21 protein-coding genes are annotated in these 21,680 nt (G+C 42.7%); 7 read left to right on the forward strand and 14 right to left on the reverse strand.

Features of this window, described 5'->3' with window-relative positions; all coding sequences use genetic code 11:
* Positions 1-61: 61 nt before the first annotated feature.
* Positions 62-1,855, forward strand: coding sequence for a DNA polymerase III subunit gamma/tau (locus tag J3L18_RS00635; RefSeq protein ID WP_129571866.1), 1,794 nt, complete (start codon positions 62-64; stop codon positions 1,853-1,855).
* A 61-nt stretch (positions 1,856-1,916) separates the two neighbouring features.
* Here J3L18_RS00635 and J3L18_RS00640 read toward each other — a convergent pair whose 3' ends face one another.
* Complete coding sequence (locus J3L18_RS00640; RefSeq protein WP_129571867.1) at positions 1,917-2,351, reverse strand: hypothetical protein; 435 nt, start codon at positions 2,349-2,351, stop codon at positions 1,917-1,919.
* Positions 2,352-2,434: 83 nt separating this feature from the next.
* Positions 2,435-3,145, reverse strand: coding sequence for a hypothetical protein (locus J3L18_RS00645; RefSeq protein WP_129571868.1), 711 nt, complete (start codon positions 3,143-3,145; stop codon positions 2,435-2,437).
* A 212-nt stretch (positions 3,146-3,357) separates the two neighbouring features.
* Between J3L18_RS00645 and J3L18_RS00650 the strand changes: the two genes are divergently transcribed.
* From J3L18_RS00650 to J3L18_RS00660, 3 genes are all read left to right on the forward strand, one after another.
* On the forward strand, positions 3,358-4,587 hold the full coding sequence (locus J3L18_RS00650) for an NADP-dependent isocitrate dehydrogenase (protein ID WP_090529643.1): 1,230 nt from the start codon (positions 3,358-3,360) through the stop codon (positions 4,585-4,587).
* Positions 4,588-4,723: 136 nt separating this feature from the next.
* Complete coding sequence (locus J3L18_RS00655) at positions 4,724-5,704, forward strand: type I phosphomannose isomerase catalytic subunit (RefSeq protein WP_129571869.1); 981 nt, start codon at positions 4,724-4,726, stop codon at positions 5,702-5,704.
* A gap of 25 nt (positions 5,705-5,729) precedes the next feature.
* Complete coding sequence (locus tag J3L18_RS00660; RefSeq protein WP_112657779.1) at positions 5,730-6,200, forward strand: hypothetical protein; 471 nt, start codon at positions 5,730-5,732, stop codon at positions 6,198-6,200.
* Positions 6,201-6,254: 54 nt separating this feature from the next.
* On the opposite strand, the gene J3L18_RS00665 is transcribed toward J3L18_RS00660, so the two are convergent.
* From J3L18_RS00665 to J3L18_RS00690, 6 genes are all read right to left on the reverse strand, one after another.
* Positions 6,255-6,659: a response regulator gene (locus J3L18_RS00665; RefSeq protein WP_090528481.1), complete on the reverse strand. Its 405-nt coding sequence runs from the start codon at positions 6,657-6,659 to the stop codon at positions 6,255-6,257.
* Positions 6,660-6,675: 16 nt separating this feature from the next.
* Positions 6,676-8,163 carry a sensor histidine kinase gene (locus J3L18_RS00670; RefSeq protein ID WP_129571870.1) on the reverse strand — a complete coding sequence of 496 codons (1,488 nt, stop codon included), beginning with the start codon at positions 8,161-8,163 and terminating at the stop codon, positions 6,676-6,678.
* 579 nt (positions 8,164-8,742) lie between these two features.
* Positions 8,743-9,261: a DNA alkylation repair protein gene (locus J3L18_RS00675; RefSeq protein ID WP_208102526.1), complete on the reverse strand. Its 519-nt coding sequence runs from the start codon at positions 9,259-9,261 to the stop codon at positions 8,743-8,745.
* On the reverse strand, positions 9,262-9,732 hold the full coding sequence (locus tag J3L18_RS00680) for a YciI family protein (RefSeq protein WP_129571871.1): 471 nt from the start codon (positions 9,730-9,732) through the stop codon (positions 9,262-9,264).
* A gap of 127 nt (positions 9,733-9,859) precedes the next feature.
* Entirely contained in the window at positions 9,860-11,005 is a 1,146-nt protein-coding gene (gene hppD / locus J3L18_RS00685; RefSeq protein ID WP_129571872.1) for a 4-hydroxyphenylpyruvate dioxygenase, read from the reverse strand.
* An 86-nt stretch (positions 11,006-11,091) separates the two neighbouring features.
* Positions 11,092-12,249 (reverse strand): homogentisate 1,2-dioxygenase, encoded by a 1,158-nt coding sequence (locus J3L18_RS00690; RefSeq protein WP_129571873.1) that lies wholly within the window; start codon positions 12,247-12,249, stop codon positions 11,092-11,094.
* A gap of 530 nt (positions 12,250-12,779) precedes the next feature.
* Between J3L18_RS00690 and J3L18_RS00695 the strand changes: the two genes are divergently transcribed.
* Positions 12,780-13,775: a fumarylacetoacetate hydrolase family protein gene (locus J3L18_RS00695; RefSeq protein WP_129571874.1), complete on the forward strand. Its 996-nt coding sequence runs from the start codon at positions 12,780-12,782 to the stop codon at positions 13,773-13,775.
* A gap of 356 nt (positions 13,776-14,131) precedes the next feature.
* Entirely contained in the window at positions 14,132-15,022 is an 891-nt protein-coding gene (locus tag J3L18_RS00700) for a flavin reductase family protein (RefSeq protein ID WP_129571875.1), read from the forward strand.
* Positions 15,023-15,066: 44 nt separating this feature from the next.
* Here the strand turns inward: J3L18_RS00700 and J3L18_RS00705 are convergent, their stop codons facing one another.
* The gene (locus tag J3L18_RS00705; protein ID WP_129571876.1) at positions 15,067-16,110 is read right to left on the reverse strand and encodes a ligand-binding sensor domain-containing protein; all 1,044 of its coding nucleotides are present in this window, start codon (positions 16,108-16,110) and stop codon (positions 15,067-15,069) included.
* Positions 16,111-16,631: 521 nt separating this feature from the next.
* Here J3L18_RS00705 and J3L18_RS00710 point away from each other — a divergent pair.
* Complete coding sequence (locus J3L18_RS00710) at positions 16,632-17,522, forward strand: IS1595 family transposase (RefSeq protein ID WP_189549506.1); 891 nt, start codon at positions 16,632-16,634, stop codon at positions 17,520-17,522.
* Between the two features lie 164 nt (positions 17,523-17,686).
* Here J3L18_RS00710 and J3L18_RS00715 read toward each other — a convergent pair whose 3' ends face one another.
* The 5 genes from J3L18_RS00715 to J3L18_RS00735 form a co-directional block, all read right to left on the reverse strand.
* Positions 17,687-18,385: a L,D-transpeptidase family protein gene (locus J3L18_RS00715; protein ID WP_129571530.1), complete on the reverse strand. Its 699-nt coding sequence runs from the start codon at positions 18,383-18,385 to the stop codon at positions 17,687-17,689.
* A gap of 216 nt (positions 18,386-18,601) precedes the next feature.
* Positions 18,602-19,348 (reverse strand): LytR/AlgR family response regulator transcription factor, encoded by a 747-nt coding sequence (locus J3L18_RS00720; protein ID WP_129571531.1) that lies wholly within the window; start codon positions 19,346-19,348, stop codon positions 18,602-18,604.
* Positions 19,345-20,379: a sensor histidine kinase gene (locus J3L18_RS00725; RefSeq protein WP_223266292.1), complete on the reverse strand. Its 1,035-nt coding sequence runs from the start codon at positions 20,377-20,379 to the stop codon at positions 19,345-19,347. The genes J3L18_RS00720 and J3L18_RS00725 overlap by 4 nt, the downstream gene beginning before the upstream one ends.
* A gap of 28 nt (positions 20,380-20,407) precedes the next feature.
* On the reverse strand, positions 20,408-20,743 hold the full coding sequence (locus tag J3L18_RS00730; protein ID WP_090528450.1) for a DUF4288 domain-containing protein: 336 nt from the start codon (positions 20,741-20,743) through the stop codon (positions 20,408-20,410).
* A 35-nt stretch (positions 20,744-20,778) separates the two neighbouring features.
* Positions 20,779-21,633, reverse strand: a complete 855-nt coding sequence (locus J3L18_RS00735; RefSeq protein ID WP_091166729.1) for a LiaF transmembrane domain-containing protein — start codon at positions 21,631-21,633, stop codon at positions 20,779-20,781.
* Positions 21,634-21,680 lie beyond the last annotated feature (47 nt).

Genomic DNA, 21,680 nt, shown 5'->3' on the forward strand with positions numbered 1-21,680 from the left:
TGTAAAAAAATTAGCAAAGCCGCTCTTTCACCAAATCTAATTTCTCACTACCTTAGCACTTGTGGATAATTTCATTGTTTCGGCCCGTAAGTATCGCCCGGCTACTTTTGAAACCGTTGTTGGTCAGCAACATATAACCAATACGCTCAAAAATGCTATAAAAAATAACCAGCTGGCACAGGCATTTTTGTTCTGTGGTCCACGTGGTGTGGGCAAAACTACCTGCGCGCGGATCCTGGCTAAAACCATTAATTGTACCAATTTGCAGCCCAATGGCGAAGCCTGCGGCGAATGCGCTTCATGCAAGGCTTTTGAAAACGGAAATTCTTTTAATGTTCATGAGCTTGATGCTGCTTCAAACAATTCTGTTGATGATATCCGCAGTTTGATTGAACAGGTACGGATCCCGCCCCAGGCGGCACGTTACAAGGTTTATATTATTGATGAGGTGCACATGCTGTCGCAGGCCGCTTTTAACGCGTTCCTGAAAACACTTGAGGAGCCACCTCATTATGCCATATTTATATTGGCTACTACCGAAAAGCATAAGATCCTGCCAACCATTCTTTCGCGCTGCCAGATCTTTGATTTTAACCGCATCAGGGTTGAGGATATGGCCAACCACCTGGCATCAATTGCCGGCAAGGAAAGCATAGGTTATGAGCCCGACGGCCTGCATATCATAGCCCAGAAAGCCGATGGCGGTTTGCGCGACGCGCTTTCGATGTTTGATCAGATCGTGAGTTTTTCGGGGGGGAAGGTAACCTATCGCTCGGTTATTGATAACCTGAACATACTTGATTACGATTACTACTTTAATATAACCGGGAGCCTGCTTAAGGAAGATACCGCTAAAGTATTATTGTTTTTTGATGAGATCCTTTCGCGCGGGTTCGATGGCGCTCATTTTATAGCCGGGCTTTCTGAACATTTCAGAAATCTGTTGGTGGGGAAAGATCAATCGACACTAAAGTTGCTTGAGGTGAGTGAAGGCATTAAAACAAAATACCTGCAGCAATCGCAGCAGGCATCGGTGTCGTTTTTGCTCTCGGCCATGAATATTGCCAACCAGTGCGATATTAGTTATAAGCTCAGCAAAAATCAACGGCTCCAGGTTGAACTGGCATTACTCAAGATGTGCCACCTGCCATCGGTATTTAACCTGGCAACCACACCGCTCACTGTAACTTCCGCGACCGACGGGGGACTAAAAAAAAAACCTGATACCTCAACAGTAGCGCCTGTTAACGGAGCGCAGGCAAGCCCTGCTGTATCTATGGTGAGCGAAGCCGCACCGGTATACAGTGCCCCACCAAAAGAGGTTGTAACGCCATCTGTACAGGTAAAAGAAACAATAACATCGCCTGCTGAAAAGCCTAAGATAGTAATGCCTTCGCGAAGTACGCTCACCCCTTCATTAACCGGTGAAGTTAAAACGCAGGAAGAATTACTTGAAGAAGAGGACCCATATTTAAAAGGAGAGGATAAAGAGGATTTTACTATGGACGCCTTTTTGCAATGCTGGAGCGATTTTGCTGCATTCGCAAAAAAAGAGGGTAAAAAAACTTTGCTAACCGTTCTTACAGCGGGCGCGCCGCGCATGCTAAAGCCCTATGTTTTTGAAGTAATAGTAGGCAATATGGTGCAGGAAAACATTTTCAGGGATGAAAAGCCCGTTTTGCTGAATTACCTGCGCAGTGCACTTAAAAATTTTACTATCGAGGTAAACGCCAGGGTTGATGAACAAAAGGTAGTACGTAAGCCTTATACCGCGCCCGAAAAGTTTCAGCATATGGCAGCCCGCAACCCGCAGCTGCTGGAGTTGAAGAGCCGGTTTAATCTTGATTTTGATTAACCGGGTTTTAAATGCTGAGCAGTGAACTTGATTAAAAATCCACAACTCAGCAGTTAATAAATTATCTCAGGGGTTCCCTATCATTTTTGGGGTATCCTTCTTCGTCAAGGTCGTCCCGGTCGTCTTCGGGAGTGTGAGAAAGGGCGGCATCAACCGGATCAATCTCAACGCTTTCTCCGTTGTCAATGTGCATTCCCAATTCATCTACATCGGTTTCAAGCGAACGGTCTTCGTCAAATTCGCCGTCTACATCGTAAGGGTTTGCCTCGTCATAGGTGGAGTTAAAATCCTCGCCGTTTTTTGCGGCAGTATGATACGGATCGGGATGGTCATAATCCGGGTCATCGCTTTTAACATCGTATTCGTAGCTATTATCGTCCGGGTTATAACTTAGGTCCTCCTTATCAATGGTTTCGCCCAGTTCATCTTTTAGGTTTTCGTCGCGATCAGGCAGATCATCATTGAAACCTGCATCGTCTATTTGATCGTTGTTCATAGGTTTGTGCTTTTATTATATAAATATACGCAGTAAAAATCCTGCCAAAAAGCAAATCAACCAAAAAAAGATTTAGCCTAAGCTTAATAATGGATCTGTTTCCGGTAAGATGTAACACCACCAATGGCAAATTTAAAACCTAAAGTAACCTGCGAGTACGCATCGTTATGCGCGCCGGCAACGTAAGCGTCAAGATTATCGCCCATAATAAAATTGTATTGGTAACCCAGGTCAATTTTAACTGCAGGCTGGTTGTAACTGTTAAACAGCTTAAACTCATAACCCAGCCTTAGTGGTATAAATATTTCATTTGTTTTGCGTTCGTATGGTAATTCCAGGCCCTGCTCTAATAAAAGCGCATCTTGTGTTCTGTCTACAACATTATTATTAATGTATCCTAAGCCCGATGACAGGTAAAGGTTTTTAAAAGCATTGGCTACAGCACTTCTCGAGTAGTCAATTAATTCGCCTGCCTGTACCTGCACCCTGAAAGAGTAAGCACTGAAATGGTTTTCAAATTGCCTTTGTGTACTTGTAGCCGGCGAACCGCCTTTTAAACGGCCTACCTCCACATTAAATACATAATTTACAAACGGGCTTTGATTGTAAGTAAAGTTAAGATTTATGGAAGGTGTTGTTTTTAGGGTTTGCACATCGGTAGAACTGGCCTGGTTGATGCCCGCGGCAAAGCCAACGTCATATTGTGCATAATCAAAGCCTATTTGGGCTTCGGCTAAAAAAGATACAGAACACAGCAGGATTATAATGGAGGCTTTTAGTATGGATTTTATCATAAATAAACGGCAGCACCTGTATAAAAGGAGCTTGTTTTATGGTAAGCGTTTTATTTTATAAAAATAGCACCAAAGTTTATAAAAACAACAATGCCGGTACTAATAATTGTCATTATAACGAAATCTATAATTTTTCATTGCGTTATTTGATAAAATTGATAAAGTCAATTTTATATATTTGGGCCGTTTGTATAACAAAAACCACATCAGGCATGTCAAAAATAAAAGTAGAGAATCCGGTAGTTGAACTGGATGGCGATGAAATGACCCGAATAATCTGGAAATTCATTAAAGACAAATTGATTACCCCGTACCTTGATCTTGATATTAAATATTACGATCTGGGTATAGAGTACCGCGACCAAACCGACGACCAGGTAACTATTGACGCAGCTAACGCAATTAAGCAATACGGCGTTGGTATTAAATGTGCTACTATTACTCCCGACGAAGCAAGGGTGAAAGAGTTTGGGTTAAAACAAATGTGGAAATCGCCAAACGGTACTATCCGTAACATATTGGATGGTACTGTTTTTCGTGAGCCTATTGTTATGTCCAATGTACCCCGCCTGGTACCTAACTGGACAGCGCCTATCTGTATTGGTCGTCACGCGTTTGGCGATCAGTACCGTGCTACCGATTTCTTAACCAAAGGCAAAGGTAAATTAACCGTTAAGTTTACTCCTGAAGATGGCGGCCCCGAGCAATCATACGAGGTATTTAACTTTAAAGGTGATGGTGTTGCATTGACGATGTACAATACCGATGAGTCTATCAAAGGATTTGCGCATGCCTGCTTTAACCAGGCTTTGATGAAAGGCTGGCCTTTATACCTTTCAACCAAAAATACCATTCTTAAAAAATATGATGGCCGCTTCAAAGATATTTTTGAAGAGATCTATCAAAATGATTACAAACAAAAGTTTGAAGCAGCCGGTATCACGTATGAGCACCGCTTAATTGACGACATGGTTGCATCGGCCCTTAAATGGAACGGTAACTTTGTTTGGGCTTGTAAAAACTATGATGGCGACGTACAGTCAGATACTGTAGCACAAGGTTTTGGTTCATTAGGTTTAATGACTTCAACCCTGGTTACTCCTGATGGTACTGTAATGGAAGCTGAAGCTGCCCATGGTACTGTAACCCGTCACTATCGTGATCACCAGGCCGGTAAGCCAACCTCGACAAATCCAATTGCATCTATTTTTGCTTGGACAAGAGGTTTGGAATTCCGTGGCATCTTGGATAAGAACACAGAATTGATCAATTTCTGCAAGGCTTTGGAAGAAGTTTGTATTGAAACCGTTGAAAGCGGCAAAATGACCAAAGATTTGGCCATCACCATTAAACCAAAAGTGGAGCATGGTACCGATTACCTGTACACCGAGGAGTTTTTGGCTGCAATTGACGAAAACCTGAAAAAACGCTTAGGCAAATAATTGCCAGCGATTTAAATAAGAGAAAGCTCATACATTATAGTATGGGCTTTTTTGTTGCAATAAGGTGAGTAAACCAATTTAGCATTTTCAATTTTCTATTTAACTCCTAACTTAGCGGGCAAAAATACATAACACTATGTCGGCATTATATCCATTAAAATTTAAAACCATATATAAAGACAAGATATGGGGCGGTCAAAAAATAAAAACCTATTTGCATAAAGATTTTGGCAGCCTGCCCAACTGCGGCGAAACCTGGGAAATATCAGGCGTAAAATCTGATGTTTCGGTTGTAGCTTCGGGCGCTTTGGAAGGTGAATCACTGGCCGACTTATTAGAGCAATACAAAGATGAGCTGGTTGGTAAAAAGGTTTATGATCACTTTGGCAACATCTTCCCGTTATTGGTGAAATTTATTGATGCCAATGATGATCTTTCGGTACAGGTACACCCTGATGACAAGTTGGCCAAAGTACGCCATAACTCATTTGGTAAAACCGAAATGTGGTATATCATTGAAGCCGATCCGGGCTCGACACTGATTACCGGTTTTAACCAGGAAATGACCGAGCAAAAATATGTCGATGCTTTAAACAGCGGTCATATCATGGATATCCTTAACAAAGAGGATGCAGTAGCTGATGATGTTTTCTTTTTACCCGCAGGCAGGGTGCATACTATTGGCAAAGGTTTATTGATTGCCGAAATTCAGCAAACATCTGATATTACTTACCGTATTTACGATTTTGACCGTGTTGATGATAAAGGCAATAAACGCGAGTTACATACCGAAGAAGCTCTTGCCGCTATTGATTACAAGCATTATCCCGAATATAAAACCCAATACGAACCTAAAAAGAACGACACTGTAAAACTGGTTACCTGCCCTTATTTTACTACCAATGTACTCGATTTTGACGAAAGTACATCGAAAGACTATTCGGCACTTGATTCATTTGTGATCCATGTTTGTGTTGAAGGCGGTTATACTGTAAAATATAACAATCAGGCATACGCGGTTAAAATGGGCGAATGTATCCTGTTACCAAAAAGCATTGATAAAGTTGAGTTGGAAACAACGGGCGGTTTTAAAATACTGGAAAGCTATATTGAATAATAGCATACGGTTGTTTCCTGCGTTTATGAAAAAACAAATATATTTTTTAAGCCTGGCCACAGTAGCATTACTTGCGGGTAATGCCTGCAAAAAAGAAAAGGGTGAACCTGTAAATGCTTATGCAGGTAAGTATTCGCTGATATCAGAAACGAATATAAACATCACCACCGGTCACTCAGATACCTATACAAACGCTGTATCTCCATGCATAAGTGATAACCAAACTAACCTGAAAGGTGATGGCACATGGACAGCCGCTTACGTAGGCGCTGAAGATTGTTATGTTTCACGGACTGATAATAGTTACACTATTATAGGGCAAAAGGGGGCATCTGCGTCAGGTTCCTGGGTGCAAAGCGGTAACCGGATAAAGTTTACTTTGTCTAATAAATCTGTTTCATACGGCGTGGTGAGCAATGTAGGCGGAAAAGTTCAGCTTACATTTAAAGATACCTCCCAATACTTTATTTCTACTTCGGTATTGATGAAGCAATAATAAATACGGAGCCTTTTAGGTTCCGTATTTTTTTACTTGCTCGTTCACTTGCAGTTAAACGTTGTCAAAAACCTCTTTTAACTGATTTATTCTTACAGGTTTGAACAGATAGTCAGAAACTTCAGAAATATTTTTAGCCCGGTGGATATCGTTAAGATCAACTGATGAACTCACCATATAAACAGCGATCTTTTTCCCCGTTCGGGGTTTTATTTTCGCAAATTCATGCATAAACTCCCATCCATCCATAACCGGCATATTAATATCCAGTAATATTACATCGGGTAGGTTATGGTCTTCGTTTGCTTTTTTCAATGCGCAAATGGCTTCTTCTCCATTTACAAAATGGCTTAATTGGGTATTCAGTTCCTTTATGCTTATTAATTTTTTTAGGCCGTAAACGTAAATACTATCATCATCCACAATCCAGGTGTTAGCCGGACTTCGCTCTGCAATCATCTCTTGGTAATTTTAATTATACCAATCTGATAGTAAATTTTGTGCCAACGTTTACTGTACTATCAACTTTAATGCTTCCGCCTAATGCTTCAATCTGGTTACGGGTTATAAATAAGCCAATGCCTTTGGCATCCGTATTTTGATGGAATGTTTTGTACATGCCAAAAATCTTATCGCCATAACGGTCAAGATCGATACCAAGGCCGTTATCTTCAAAAATGAGATAAATATGTTTTCCTTCTGTTAAGGTATAGCATTTTATAACGGGCTGCCTGTCGGGGTGACTGTATTTTAAGGAGTTGGTAAGCAGGTTTTGTAAAATACTTTCCATGTAAGCCGGTATATAACTGATCTCGCGGCATTGCGTAAAGTCACCTTCAACGTGGGCGTTTATGGTCTCAATATTATTTTTTAACGCCGAGCAAATGTTTTTGAACATGGGCTCCAACTCAACCACTTTCCGTTCTTTGGTAATTTCGGTTTGAATTTTAACTATTTCGTTTATGTGTTCGATGGTCAGGTCCAGGCTGTCGCTGATGGTTTTAATATGCGAAAAGATCTCCTCCCGTTCTTCAGTTGTTTCGGTTTGTTCAAACAGGTTTACCATAAATTGAAGGTTGCCCGTATGCGAACGAAGATTATGTGAAACAATGTACGCGAAGTTTTGCAGGCGGCGGTTTTGGTCGGTCAGTAAATTTATCGACTGTTCAAGTTTCAGCAACTTTCTTTTTTCGCTGTCGATATCCTGGATAACCCCTTTTACTGATGTGCATTTACCCAGGTGATCAATCACAGGTACAGCCTTTACCTTTAGCCATAACATATTGTTTTTGGCCGAACGTAAAAGCAATTCAATATCAAAAGGCCTGCTATCTTCAATGGTATGGTTAATAGCATTTTGTAAAACAGGCCGGTACGGAGGCTCAAAAAAACTAATAAACTCTTCAACGCTCAGTTTTAAATGATTTTGAAGATCAAATAAATCATATATCTGTTTTGATAGCACAATGGTATTGAGGTTTTGAGGGTCAATTTCCCAGATGCCTAAGCGTGCTGTTTTAAAGGCATCATCATTGGTGATTTGGTTATTTGCCGATAATAAGTCGTCTTGTTTGTAACGGTTGATGTTTACAAGCGAGCCGTAAACTATACAGCCATGCTCATCGTCCAGTTTCCTGATCCTGATAGCGGTTTCAAACCACTGGTACCCGTTTTTTTTTGTTAAAAAACGTAATTGAAGCGACGGTGTGTCTTCCGTTATCCTGTTGTTAATAGCGTTGAAAAAAAACGGTTTATCGCCGTGGTAAAGCAGATGTTCAAAAAAAGTATAAGCATCACATTCAATTTCATTCACTTGATAGCCTAACAGTGTATAGAAGCCCGTTGACCATTTTACTTCCCTTGTATTGAAATTGTATTTCCAGATCCCCGTATCCAGATCATTGATCAAAGGGGTAAGATGTACATCATCGCCGGAAAGTTTACCCTTTTCAAAAAAACTCATATCAACAATCTGTTCACTAATTCAATTTGTTTTTGACACGTGCATATGATTAAAACGTGTGCCATGATTTGAACTTTTTATAATTTATAACCATTAGTTGTGTGCCGTGGCTTCTTCTCAATCATTATTCCACATTTGCCCGGCTTCAAATATAATATTTTTGATACTTTATAATGTATTCTTTTACTGGTATTTACGGTTTGGAGAATATTTGACTATATCTACTACTAATTGAAGTAATATTTTACAAAAATATGCTCAGGCTCTATTTTTTGTGTTGAAAAATGAAGGTATCCTTCATGAAATTGTTTGATGTAATTTAATTGTAAAAAATAGCGGGTACTAAGTTAATAAATATGGGTGAACTATTATTGGTTATTATAATGTCCTATTTTACAGGCAATTTGCCGGAGTTTAACTTTGTGGAAAAATATTAAATCATTATTTGCTTATTAGTTCATCAAGCGCGTTTTTTGCAATCCATTTGGCTGATTTGCTGGGCTGGCCATAAATATTTTGTGCAGTGTTAATGGCTTTAACTTTTAATATATTATTCCGTTTGCCTATTTGGCGTAAAGCTCAGTTAATAGCTTTTTTAACAAAGTTCCGGTCATCCCGGGCTTCCCGCTCCATAATAGGAAACAGGTTTGTAAATATTTCGTCGGGCGCCGTTTTATTATGAACTGCATATTCGGCCATTAAAACAAAACCGGCACGTTTTACAAATTCCTGCTCATGACTGCTATATTCAACAGCTTTATCAATGGCAAATGGGGTGCGGTCAAAAAGATTACCGCAAACCTGGTCGCAAATATCCCATGAATAAAAGTCGCCGGTCCAGCTGTCCATTAGTTCGGGGGTAACCTGTTTAGGATCGGCTATCATGGAGGCCAGCATCCGGGCTTCATGTATTTGCGTATCCCAAAGTGCTAAAGCCAGCTCATGATCTTTTTTAATGATCTTAGCCAGTTTCCGGATCTCCGGCAATTTTACCCCTAAAGCTCTCGAATTATCAATACCAAAACGTGCCATGCCTTTTAAGTACGCAGCATCAGCTTTTTCTTTAAGCTGTTCAATTACAAATGGTACGGCATCCATTTAATTGGTCATACTTTTCTTTTGGAGGGTATTGTGAATAGGCACTACCTGCATCAGCGCCGAGCTGCAATAAAAAGGATGAAGCTCCATCACTAAGGCCCCTGCTTTAATGGCTGGATCGGTTTCGGTGAGTTTTTGGGCTTCTTCTACGGTTTCTACATTAAAAATAAAGATCCCACGTAAGGGTTGGTTATCCAGAAACGGACCGGCCACAACTAACTTACCCTCGGCAGCAAGCCGGCCAATATTTTTAAGGTGCGCCATTTGTAGCTGCATATTAGCCGCCGAATCTTTGAGTTGCGTTGGCCCTTCTTTTAAAAAGGCCATCACATACTTTTTCATGCCGTAATCATCAGCCCCAAGCTTTTTGGCCAGGACAGCATCGTAAACAGGTTTTGAAGCAGCAGTATTTTGAGCTAAGCAGTTAAAACTTAATGTAGCAGTAGCAATGATAAGTAAAGCTTTCTTCATAAAAGTTATTATTGATTATATCAAATATAAATAATGCCGGCAAATAAAAAGCCGGGCAACTGCCCGGCTCCAAATCATAATTTCAATATTAAAAATCCGAAATCTAAATTCCGAAATCCGATATCAATCAAAGATTGCCCCTTGCTTCCTGCTCACGTTCAATGGCCTCAAATAGGGCTTTAAAATTACCGGCACCGAATGATTTGGCACCCTTGCGCTGAATAATTTCAAAGAACAGGGTTGGCCTGTCTTCAACAGGCTTGGTGAAGATCTGCAACAGGTATCCTTCGTCATCACGATCGACCAAAATACCTAAGCGTTTTAATGGCTCAAGGTCTTCATCAATATGGCCAACGCGGTCGATCAGGTCATCATAATAGGTTGAAGGAACAGTTAAGAACTCAACGCCACGATTCTGCAGCTCGGTAACGGTGGCTACAATATCATGCGTTGCAAGGGCCAGGTGCTGTACACCTTCATCCTCATAAAATTCAAGGTATTCTTCAATCTGCGATTTCTTTTTACCCTCGGCAGGTTCATTGATCGGGAATTTTACATAGCCGTTCCCGTTGCTCATCACCTTGCTCATTAAAGCCGAATACTCGGTCGAGATCATTTTATCATCAAAGGTGAGGATATTACGGAAACCTAATACTTCCTCATAAAAATTAACCCATTCGTTCATTTTATGCCAGCCCACGTTGCCCACGCAATGGTCAACATATAGCAGGCCGGTATCTGTCGGATTGTAATTATTTTCCAGCTTTTGATATCCCGGTAAAAACAAGCCTTTGTAGTTTTTACGTTCAATGAACATGTGCACCGTTTCGCCGTATAATTTAATGCCGCTGGTTCGTACTTCGCCGTTTTCATCAGTCAGGGTTTGCGGTTGCTGGTAAGGCTGGGCACCTCGTTTGGTGGTTTGCTCAAAGGCATCGTAGGCGTCGTCAACCCAAAGGGCCAATACTTTCACACCATCGCCATGTTTTTTAACATGATCGGCAATAGGGTGATCAGAGTGAAGAGGAGTGGTGAGCACTATCCTGATTTTGCCTTGCTGCAAAACGTACGATGCCCTGTCGCGCACCCCGGTTTCGGGGCCGGCATAAGCCAGGTTTTGAAAACCGAAGGCCGTTTTATAATAATGGGCCGCCTGCTTGGCATTGCCAACATAAAATTCCACATAATCGGTACCGTTAAGGGGTAGGAAGTCAGCCCCCTCTAAATCTCCCCCGGTAGGGGAGACTTTTTTATCTAAAGTTTGTGTGTGCATTTTAATTAGTGATTTAGTGAGTTAATGATTAGTGATTTTGGCATTACGGCTAATTGCCTTTCAGCTTTTACCTTTCGCCTTTAACCTCACATTTGCCAGCTCTTATAATAATTTTCGTCCTCAATCCTGATGGCATCCTCAGTTAGCATCAGCGGCCTGAATGGGTCGATCATCACAGCCAGTTCGTCCGTTGATTCTTTGCCTATTGATTTTTCAACCGAGCCGGGGTGCGGGCCATGTGGGATGCCACCGGGGTGCAGGGTGATCTGCCCTTTTACCACGCTTTTGCGGCTCATGAAATCGCCATCTACATAATATAACACCTCGTCGCTGTCCACATTACTGTGGTTATAAGGTGCAGGAATAGACAACGGATGGTAATCAAACTTGCGGGGCACAAAGGAGCAGATCACGAAGTTGTTACCCTCAAAGGTTTGATGTACCGGTGGTGGCTGATGTAACCTGCCGGTTATTGGTTCAAAATCATGGATAGATAGCGCCCAGGGATAATGGAATCCATCCCAGCCCACAAAATCAAAAGGATGAGTGCCATATATATAGGGATAAATAAGACCTTGTTTTTTGATCAGGATCTTAAAATCGCCATGCTCATCATAAGTTTTCAGATCGGCCGGTAGTTTGATATCGCGCTCGCAATAAGGAGAATGTTCCATCAATTGCCCATACTGGTTGCGGTAACGCTTTGGCGGCCGGATAGGGCTAAAGCTTTCCACAATAAAAAGCCGGTTAGCCGTGTCGTCAAACTCCATCTGGTAAATGGTGCCACGGGGGATCACCAAATAATCGCCGTATTGAAACTTGATATTACCAAACCCTGTTTTTAAAGTACCTGTGCCTTCGTGAATGAAAACTACCTCATCGGCCTGGCTGTTCTTATAAAAATAATCGGTCATGCTTTGGCGCGGCGCTGCCAGCGAAATATGCAGATCGCTGTTCACCAGTACCGGCTTGCGGCTTTGCAGGTAGTCATCCTCCGGCTGTATGTTAAATCCTATCAGACTGGTATGCTTCAGGTGTTTTTCGTGTGCTATTTTAGGCTCTACGCTGTATGGCTCGCCAAGGGTTTTTACAATGGTGGGCGGGTAGGCGTGGTATACCAGCGAATAAAGGCTTGAAAAACCTTCTGTTGACACCAGCTCTTCGGCATATAAACTACCATCGGGCTTACGGAATTGCGTATGCCGCTTAGGCGGAATTGATCCTAAACTATGATATAGAGGCATGAATTGGTTTAATTGGTTAACAATAAAACGTATAAAATGCTGATTTGTGTTCGGGCTAAAAAGTCCGTAACGCATAGCCTGACCATTTAATAAATAATGGTTAAAAAAGATAGAGGAAAGAGGAGGGGAAATTAGTATTGCGCCAGCACGATCTTGGCAAGCATAGCATCTCTGAACGATGACGCATCGCTCATGGAGGTTAACCCCAATGAAAACAGAAAGTGCATTTGTACGCGTAACATGATACTAAGTTAGGGGGATTATTTTTAGGATGCAAATTTAGGTGAGTGGTTGACTGCGGGACATTTGAAAAGATATGTCATTGAGCGTAGCGCGGCAATCTCGTAGCCGATGCTCAGCGGCATTGCATATTGCGCGGCATAACGACGAGATTGCCACGTCGCCCCAGATGCTTTTTCCCATGCCGCTCCTCGCAATGACATGATTTTTATAACTCAACTTAATCATCCATTCACCATAATTCCCTCAATCAAAATCATTAGCTTTGATTATACCAATTAAGCTACTCTATGAAATTAGTATCCTATAAAACCGAAGACCGCGAACATCTTGGCATTTTTGTTAATGGCCACATCTACAATTTAAACTCCTGCGATAAGCTGATCCCTGATAACATGAACGAATTTTTATGGGGAGGGCCAGAACTGATGGAACGTGCCGCGCGGGTTAATGAAGAAATCCGGTCGGGAAAGATAGAGGTTAAAGAGGAACTGTTTTTTGAGCTGATGGCCCCGGTGCCGCACCCAACATCATGCCGCGATGGTTATGCGTTCCGTCAGCATGTGGCTTCGGCAAGGCGTAACCGTAAGCTGGATATGATACCCGAGTTTGATCAGTATCCTATATTTTATTTCACTAACCATAACGCTGTACAAGGCCCCGGCGAAATTGAATGTATGCCCGATCATTTTCAAAAGCTTGATTTTGAGCTGGAAGTTGCCGTTGTTCTCAATAAAAAAGGACGTAACATTACCGCCGCCGAAGCCGATAGCTTTATTGCCGGTTACATGATCATGAACGATATGAGCGCCCGCACCCTGCAAGTGGAAGAAATGCTGCTGAACCTTGGCCCGGCAAAGGGTAAGGATTTTTCGACGGTGATTGGTCCCTGGCTGGTAACGCCCGACGAACTGGAGCAATATAAAGTACCTGCAAAACCTGGTCATACAGGGAATGCCTATAACCTGGAGATGAAATGCGTGGTGAATGGCAAACAGGTATCGGCAGGTAATATGGCCGATATGGACTGGACCTTTGCCGAGATCATTGAGCGAGCTGCCTATGGTTGCGATGTTTTACCGGGCGATGTAATAGGTTCGGGCACGGTTGGCACAGGCTGTTTTCTTGAACTGAATGGCACCGGCGTACTTAATAATGCCGATTATGAACCACAATGGCTGCAGCCGGGTGATCTGGTTGAAATGGAAGTTACCGGTTTAGGGATGCTGGGGAATATTATAGAAAAAGCGGATAGTAATTTTTCGATCTTGAAGTTGAAGAAGTAAAAAGAATATACCACGCTATTGCAAATAATTGTGTTATTGCGAGAAACCATTAGGGAAACTCCGGAAAAAATGGTAATGAAGTATAAAATACGTTTTAGAGATGGTGTGCGGGGTGTGTTAGTGATAGGAGCGGATACCGGCCTTGTGGCTAATGCCTGTGCAGTATGAGCGTATAGCACGGGCCGCAGGCAACGCCCATGTTTATAATATTGATCAGAAAAATATATTTAATAACCAACAACTTACAACCACGTCATTATAAGCGTAGCGTGGCACCCGCATGTTATACAGTGTGGCTTTGCTTACGCGCTATTGCCACCCTACGCTCGCAATGGCATGTTTTATAATATTTACCCATGCCAACCATCCATATATCCGATCTTTCTCCTGTTCAACTGCAAAGCTACCTGAACTTTGCGGTAGCACCACGACCGATTTGCCTGGCCTCAACGGTTGATAAAGCCGGGAATGTAAACCTGAGCCCTTTCAGTTACTTTAATATTTTCAGCGTTAATCCGCCCATTTGTATTTTTTCGCCATCGCGCCGGGTAAGGGACAATACCACCAAACACACGCTCGAAAATATCAGGGAAGTGCCCGAATGCGTAATCAATATTGTTAATTATGATATGGTGCAGCAAACCTCGCTCTCAAGCGTGGAATATCCGCAGGGTGTTAATGAGTTTATTAAATCGGGTTTAACACCTGTGCCATCCCAATTGGTAAAACCGCCACGCGTGGCCGAGTCATATGTGCAACTGGAATGCGTGGTTAACGAAGTGATTGAATTGGGGCAAAGTCATGGTGCAGGTAATCTTGTGCTTGCTGAAATTAAGCTGGTCCACATTAATGATGCCGTTTTAGATGCAGAGGGCAAAATAAACCAGGCCAAAATGGACCTGGTTGCCCGGCTTGGCGGCGACTGGTATTGCCGGGTTACTAAAGATAACCTGTTTAAAGTAGCCAAACCCAATACCAAAATGGGCATAGGTGTTGATGCTCTGCCTTATGCTATCCGCAACTCAAGGGTTCTTACGGGTAACAACCTCGGGCAATTGGGTAACCTCGAAGCTATACCCGGCGATGAAGCTATTGAAGCCTTTGCGCTTACCCCGGAGATAAAAGAAGTACTTGATGCCACCATCGGCGATAGTCAGACCCGTGAGTTGCAATTACATTTGAAAGCTAAACAATTGCTTGAAGAAGAGCGGGTTGAAGAAGCTTTGATGGTGTTGCTAATGGAATGATAGCTGAATATGTATTCTTCTGCCAGTGTAGGACGGATCATCAGCTACATCCCTTTAAAGTCTGTTATAGTGTTTCCATTATACCGGTACACTCCACCTACAGCACCAAACCAAATATTTCCTTTATCATCTTCTAAAATCCCAAAAACCATTGGCTTATTAGTTATTTCGGTTACTGATGGCTTTTTATCAGACAAGGATTTTTCATCGTAACGGGAAAGCGCCCAGGCCGTTGTATTAGCGCTAAAACCAGCAAGTACCCTGTTGGGGTTATCAGCACTTTCTGAACTTGTCCAAATGTTTCCTTTCTTATCTTCGTAAACGTAACCCGCAAATTTCCGGGTGAAATTGGTAAATGAACTACCATCGTAGCGCCACAGTCCATCACTGCCGGCGAGCCAGATATTGCCCTTTTTATCTTCCATTACAGAACGAACGTTGGTAAAAGGTTTGCCATTACGGCTGAAAACGTTAAATATTTTGCCGTCGTATACAAAGGTGTTGCCTCTTGTGGCAAACCAAAGCTTGCCCGTTCTGTCTTCAATAATTGAATTAACTTCATAAGGTGCCCTATCCGGAAATGTTTTCCCTGTTGGGTCTTCATTCATCCCATTTCCGTTTATGATATAATTCCGAAATGATATTCCGTCATACCGGCTTGTTCCACCCCGAACGCCGAACCAGATGCTGCCTTTTTTATCTTCATAAATACTTACAACATCATTATTGAGAAGGCCATCCTTTATTGTAAAATTGCGAAAGGATTTACCATCGTAACGGTAAGCACCTGAACCGATAGAGCCAAACCACAGGTTGCCTTTCTTATCTTCTAAAACAGAAAAAAAGCGGGCCGAAGTCACTTTACTTGTGATATTGGTAAAAGATTTCCCATCGTACCGAAAAATGCCATCAAAAGCAGCAATCCAAATGTTGCCTTTTTTATCTTGTATGATATTACGGGTAATTCGGTTAGGCCCGGCGAAAGGAACTACGTTCTCGGCCTGTTTTTGCTGGGCCTGTACAGGGAAATAAATTACTCCTGCCAGCAGAATAATCAGGCAGGAGAAAACGTTTCTTTTCTTTTTCATATCATATCAAAGTTGATCCAGCGAAATTACTTTGATACCTCTCCGTCAGAAGAACCAGGATAGTAAATAAAAATGTAAATTTTGTAAATAAAGTCTCCATGTTATGCCTGGTGGCCGAAGCCTCCTCCCCGGGGAGTGTAAATCCTTGTTCGGATTGAAATTAAGCGTGTGTTAACGCCAGAAGTGTTCGGAAGAAATAGAAAAAGCGAGGATTGTGCGATTCCCTCCCCTGGGAGGGTGTAGGGAGGGGTTTTAGCGAGATACCTGATTGTTGCAAGGCGTACAAACCCCTCCCTGCCACCACGAAATCCAGCCGGACCCCTCCCAGGGGCATAGCCGTCAACTTAAGGAATAGAAAGCGGGGAGGGTGCAATTCCCCTCTTGAGAGGGGCGGAGGGGTGTGTCTCTGCTTTGATAAGCCTACAGCAGAAACACACCCCTGCTAACCGCTCGTCCCTCCGCGCCCCCTCTTGAGAGTAATAGCCCATGAAAAGGCAGGAATAATTTGTATATTTATGATAATGAATATCATAGAGACGATTAAGCGTTTTCCAGATCAGTCCAGTTGCATAGACTATCTTGAGGGATTAAGATGGCAAGGATTGCCAGAATGCCCGTATTGCAACAGCAAACGGAGCAGCAAGCGCCAGGAAAGCCAACGGCATATTTGCAATAGCTGTAACCGCAGCTATAGCGTTTTGGTCGGCACTGTTTTCGAGGGCACCAAACTTCCTTTGCCGCAATGGTTTTTGGCTATTTCATTAATGCTGAATGCGAAAAAGGGGTTATCTGCACGTCAGTTAAGCAGGGATCTGGGATGCAATCGTAAGACAGGCTGGTATTTGCAGATGCGGATACGGGAAGCCATGCGGGACGGCGGGGATGGCGGTTTGTTTAAGGGTATTGTTGAGGTAGATGAGACTTATTTAGGTGGTAAAAAAGCCAATCACTCAAAGAAAAAGCGGCAGGAAAGGCGCGATAATAATTTGCAGGTCACCGGCATGCAGGATAAACAGCCCGTGATTGGGTTATTGGAGCGGGATGGCCGTCTAAAGCTTCAGGTCATAGATAAGGCACATGGGAAAACGCTCAAACCCATTGTTGAACAATCAGTGAGCACAGATGCTACTATTGTAACGGACGGCTTTGGTGGATATGCCGGTTTAAATAAAATATTCCGTGAACATCAGGTATTAAACAAGGAAAAAGAAGAGTATGCCCGGGGAGAGTATCACACCAATACGATTGAGGGCTTTTGGACATTGTTAAAACGGGGGATATATGGTCAATACCATAAAGTATCGCTCAGACATTTGCAATCATACCTGAATGAGTTCACATTTAAATATAACAATAGAGGCAATAACCAGGTGTTTAACTTTTTAATTAACAAAATGGCTACTGCCTCTTGATGGGCTATTACTCTCTCGAGAGGGGATTTTGTTCAATCGCTGCTTAAGTTGACGGCTATGCTCCCAGGGGAGGGAATTAAAAATCTTCCCAACACTTCTGGTGATAACACCGATCACAAACTCAATATTTGAGCCCCCATCCGCGTAATCAAAAAAATCAACGGTTAATAAGCGTATTCCTTCCCTTTAAGATGATAATCAACTGGTAGCTGCCGTTTTTCAAATAATTCGTAAGCCGGTTTGAGGTTGCGCCAAAAGGCATCCTGTTTGTAAGCCGCATAGCGCTTTAAGTTTGCCTCATCCATCCGGAAAGGGAAAATATCAACACGGACTTGCTTTTGGCCTGCTACAAATGCCTCGTAAACCAGGGTGTAAATTTCTTCAATGCGCGCATCAGTCATGGCATAGCAACCTATAGAAGCACAATGCCCATGTACCATGATGGCGCTGCCGGTATAACCTTTAGCGTTATCAATGGCATTTGGGTAGCCAACATTAATAGCCAGGTAATAGTTGCTTACCGGGTTAAGTTGTTTGGGCTCTATGATATATAAGCCTTCCGGGCTTTTACCATCGCCGCTGCGGGTTTTGGTACCTAACCCGCCGGAGTAGGTGCATACGTCATAAGTTTTAAAGAGCTGGTATTTATTAGCCGATTTTACCCATACTTCAAGTACGCTAATGTCTTTAATGATACGGAGGTACACTGGGCCATAGGGGGCAAAGCCTTTATCTTTAAGTTCTTTCTGAAGTTTAGGCCATATTTTAAGACGTACATCGGTGGCCCGTTTGCTGTCGGGGATTTCGGTTTTGTGAAGTGCTAATAATAGAATCAGCAACAACAACGTAATTGGTTTAGGCATTGGTTAGGTTTTTAACTATGATTATAGTTAACGGAATTGTTGAAAGGAAATTATGTGGGAGGGGAGATTTTTTGTTGGCTAAAAATGCAGGTTATAATCTCCATGTCATTGCGAGCGCAGCGCGGCAATCGCACGGATGCATAGCCGCTCTGTATAGCATGCGATTGCTTCGTCGTCCCTCCTCGCAATGACATTTTTTGTTGTAAGCAGTTGGTTCTATATCCCCAGCACCTGTTTCAACTTCACATACCCTGTTTTACTTACCGGGATTTTAGCGCCTGATTTCAGGATGGCCAGGTGTGCGTCTTTTTCGTATGGGTCGATACGGGTGATTTGTTGTATGGCTACGATGTAGGAGCGATGAACACGAACAAAATAATTAGGATCAAGGGTTTGCTCAAAAAAGCTCATGGTTTTGTTTTTGAGGTACGAGCCTTCTTTGGTGATCACACTTACATAATCGTCGTCGGCCTGCAAATACTCAACATCGGCAACGGGGATAATCTTTACCTTGGTGCCGGTTTTAACCACAATACGCTCATGCTGGGCGGGCGACTGGGTAGCGGCGGTTTCCAGCAACTCTTCCGTTTGTTTAACAGCCGGTTTTGGCGTGGCTGAAGCCAGGAATTTTTCAACCGCTTTATTAAAGCGTTCTTTACTGAATGGTTTTAATAAATAGTCAACCGCGTGTGCTTCAAAAGCTTTGATGGCGTATTCGTCAAATGCGGTAGCAAATATTACGGCAGGAGGCTGTTCAACCAGTTCCAACATTTCGAAGCCTGTAATTTTGGGCATCTGGATATCTAAAAAGACCAGGTCGGGCTGGTGCTGTTGAATGGCTTTAAGGCCTTCAAAGCCGTCGTTGCATTCCTGTATCAGTTCAATGTCTTTAAAATCAAGCAGGTATTCCCTTACAACCATGCGGGCTAAAGGTTCATCATCAATAATTAAAGCTCGCTTCATAGTTGCGGTATTTTTATAATGGTTGTGTACAGATCATCGCTCGCATGGGTTTCCATTAAATCATTGCGGGCATACAGCAAATATAATCGCCGCTGCACTCCCCGCAAACCAAAACCTGTACCTTTTTTTGGTTTGGATGTTTGTGGATCGTAAGGGTTCTGTACCATTAAGTTCAGATAGCCATCCTCAATTTCACCGCGAATGCTCACGGTAACTTCGCCTATGGTGTCGTACAGGCCAAATTTAATGGCATTTTCAACCAAAGGCTGTAACAGCATGGATGGCAGTATAGCGGTTCCGCATTTGGGGTCGCAGCTTATTTCGGTTTGTAAACGGTGGCCAAAGCGTACTTTTTCTATATCGAGGTATAAATTAAGATGTGCCAATTCCTCGGTAAGGCTAACCTGTAACTGATCATCCTTTTTAAGCGTTCCGCGTAAAAAGTCGGATAACTGGTGGATCATCCTGCGGGCTTCGTCGGGCTTAAAACCAATAAGCGCATTAATCGAGTTTAAACTGTTGAACAGGAAGTGGGGTTGTAATTGCTGACGCAGGTTATAAAGCTCGGCCTCGCGGGCCAACTGCTCGGCTTCGGTTTTGCGTTTCAGGGTTTCTTTCTGGTCGAGTTGCGAAAACCAAAGCAAGCTGATCATGGCCATCCATCCGATGGCTAAAAAGTCGGTAAAAAAGCGGATGGTTAACGACTGGGCCAGGAAACCGGTGTAAATTGTGTCGCTGTTAATGAGCGGTAACAGGTAACGGCAGCCGGCCGTGCAGATACCCGCAAGTGCTACACACCATATAAACAGGTTAATGTAGCTGCCCTTACCCGGCTGATAGTAGCGTAAGTTATTATTGATAAGCCAGCATGCGCATGAAAGCAATATGGCGCTCAACAGACCATCGGTGGCAGCGGTGAACCATAAAAACCCAAAACTATGGATGATGTAAGTTTGTAATGCAGCCCAAACCAGGCCGCATATTACAAATGCCGCATATAGTTTTGATGATTGTATTGATGGAACTTCCAAAACGGGTTACTTTCTGTGGTTTTAAGGTTTAATTTCTGATGCCCAATAAGGCCGACTTATGATGCGCCCATGCAATGTACAGGTCGGCATCGGGTGTTTCGTGTATGTTGTAATACAATTCGGCGCCGTCGGTAAGTTCGCCAAGCTGGTTAAGCTCGGCTACATCAATAAATTGCCATTTAACGGTTTGCTTTTCAATATTCTTGAAGCTATCCTGGTTGGCGTGACCTATCCGGTTAGCTTTTTCATAAGCTACCAGTTCATTATCTGCGCTGATCAATCTTAATTGCTCATCAAATTGCGCCTGATGGTCGCCATCCCCGCTTATCACCCTGAAAACTAATTTTGCTACGTACCAGTTCATGTTTTTATGCTTTTCGTATTAGCTGCCTTGATTAATTAATAACTGCGGATATCCACCCCTGCAAATATGGATACGCCTTTAAGCACCAGCACCTTTTCGCTGCCTACACTTGCGGTGCTCCTGATGCGCTTATCATCAACACTGGCAAAAACCGCCGCCAGGTCAGATACTACCTGCCAGTTTGATGGCACAATAATTTTGGTGCCGCCGAAGATCTGGGTAATGTCAATGATAATGCGGCCGTTAATATCTGCCTGGGTAAAATCAAGCTCGGCCCCGCCAAATATGTTTACGATATCACCACCGCGGAACTGTTTGGAAAGAATGGTTTTGTTAACCCCACCAAAAATGGATACAGTATCGATATAATCATCGCCAGAATATTTGGTGTTGTATTGCTGTTGTTTTTGTGCGTAAGGATCAACCGGGGGGATCTCGCTGCCTTCTTCTTTTACGGTGTAGTCAACAGTTTCGGCTTTTTCAAATTGGAAGGGCTCTTTTTTATCCCAGTTGGCCCATTTTTCTCCTTTGAAATCGTTTTTCCATTGCTGCGGATCAAAATGTTTGTTGCGCCTTAATATCAGCCACATACCAAATCCAATTACAGCTAAGGGCCAAAGAATACGGTCGGAATTATTGATGTTTTTGCTGAGCAGAAGCAATACACCTAAGCCTACCAGCAAAAGCCATGAGGCTTTTTTGTACTGATGCTTTGAGCCAATATAAAGCCCCCAGAAGACAAGCCAAAATGGCCACAAAACAATATTATGTGGTATAAAGAAGAGGTTGAACTGCTGAAGCAGCAGTATGCTGCCTACAGCAAGTAAAATGATCCCGGCAACAGACTTACCCTTGTTGGGATCTTTTGGATGTTCTATATCGTTGTTCATTGTATTATCTGCAAATTGAAATCATATCCAAAACTAAGGTAACATTA

Source organism: Mucilaginibacter gossypii (assembly GCF_017569325.2).
GTDB lineage: Bacteria > Bacteroidota > Bacteroidia > Sphingobacteriales > Sphingobacteriaceae > Mucilaginibacter > Mucilaginibacter gossypii.

Coding starts and splice junctions, on each gene's coding strand:
- J3L18_RS00640 (WP_129571867.1), bottom strand. CDS start 2,351: ATGAACAACGATCAAATAGACGATGCAGGTTTCAATGATGATCTGCCT.
- J3L18_RS00645 (WP_129571868.1), bottom strand. CDS start 3,145: ATGATAAAATCCATACTAAAAGCCTCCATTATAATCCTGCTGTGTTCT.
- J3L18_RS00650 (WP_090529643.1), top strand. CDS start 3,358: ATGTCAAAAATAAAAGTAGAGAATCCGGTAGTTGAACTGGATGGCGAT.
- J3L18_RS00655 (WP_129571869.1), top strand. CDS start 4,724: ATGTCGGCATTATATCCATTAAAATTTAAAACCATATATAAAGACAAG.
- J3L18_RS00660 (WP_112657779.1), top strand. CDS start 5,730: ATGAAAAAACAAATATATTTTTTAAGCCTGGCCACAGTAGCATTACTT.
- J3L18_RS00665 (WP_090528481.1), bottom strand. CDS start 6,659: ATGATTGCAGAGCGAAGTCCGGCTAACACCTGGATTGTGGATGATGAT.
- J3L18_RS00670 (WP_129571870.1), bottom strand. CDS start 8,163: ATGAGTTTTTTTGAAAAGGGTAAACTTTCCGGCGATGATGTACATCTT.
- J3L18_RS00675 (WP_208102526.1), bottom strand. CDS start 9,261: ATGGATGCCGTACCATTTGTAATTGAACAGCTTAAAGAAAAAGCTGAT.
- J3L18_RS00680 (WP_129571871.1), bottom strand. CDS start 9,732: ATGAAGAAAGCTTTACTTATCATTGCTACTGCTACATTAAGTTTTAAC.
- hppD (WP_129571872.1), bottom strand. CDS start 11,005: ATGCACACACAAACTTTAGATAAAAAAGTCTCCCCTACCGGGGGAGAT.
- J3L18_RS00690 (WP_129571873.1), bottom strand. CDS start 12,249: ATGCCTCTATATCATAGTTTAGGATCAATTCCGCCTAAGCGGCATACG.
- J3L18_RS00695 (WP_129571874.1), top strand. CDS start 12,780: ATGAAATTAGTATCCTATAAAACCGAAGACCGCGAACATCTTGGCATT.
- J3L18_RS00700 (WP_129571875.1), top strand. CDS start 14,132: ATGCCAACCATCCATATATCCGATCTTTCTCCTGTTCAACTGCAAAGC.
- J3L18_RS00705 (WP_129571876.1), bottom strand. CDS start 16,110: ATGAAAAAGAAAAGAAACGTTTTCTCCTGCCTGATTATTCTGCTGGCA.
- J3L18_RS00710 (WP_189549506.1), top strand. CDS start 16,632: ATGAATATCATAGAGACGATTAAGCGTTTTCCAGATCAGTCCAGTTGC.
- J3L18_RS00715 (WP_129571530.1), bottom strand. CDS start 18,385: ATGCCTAAACCAATTACGTTGTTGTTGCTGATTCTATTATTAGCACTT.
- J3L18_RS00720 (WP_129571531.1), bottom strand. CDS start 19,348: ATGAAGCGAGCTTTAATTATTGATGATGAACCTTTAGCCCGCATGGTT.
- J3L18_RS00730 (WP_090528450.1), bottom strand. CDS start 20,743: ATGAACTGGTACGTAGCAAAATTAGTTTTCAGGGTGATAAGCGGGGAT.
- J3L18_RS00735 (WP_091166729.1), bottom strand. CDS start 21,633: ATGAACAACGATATAGAACATCCAAAAGATCCCAACAAGGGTAAGTCT.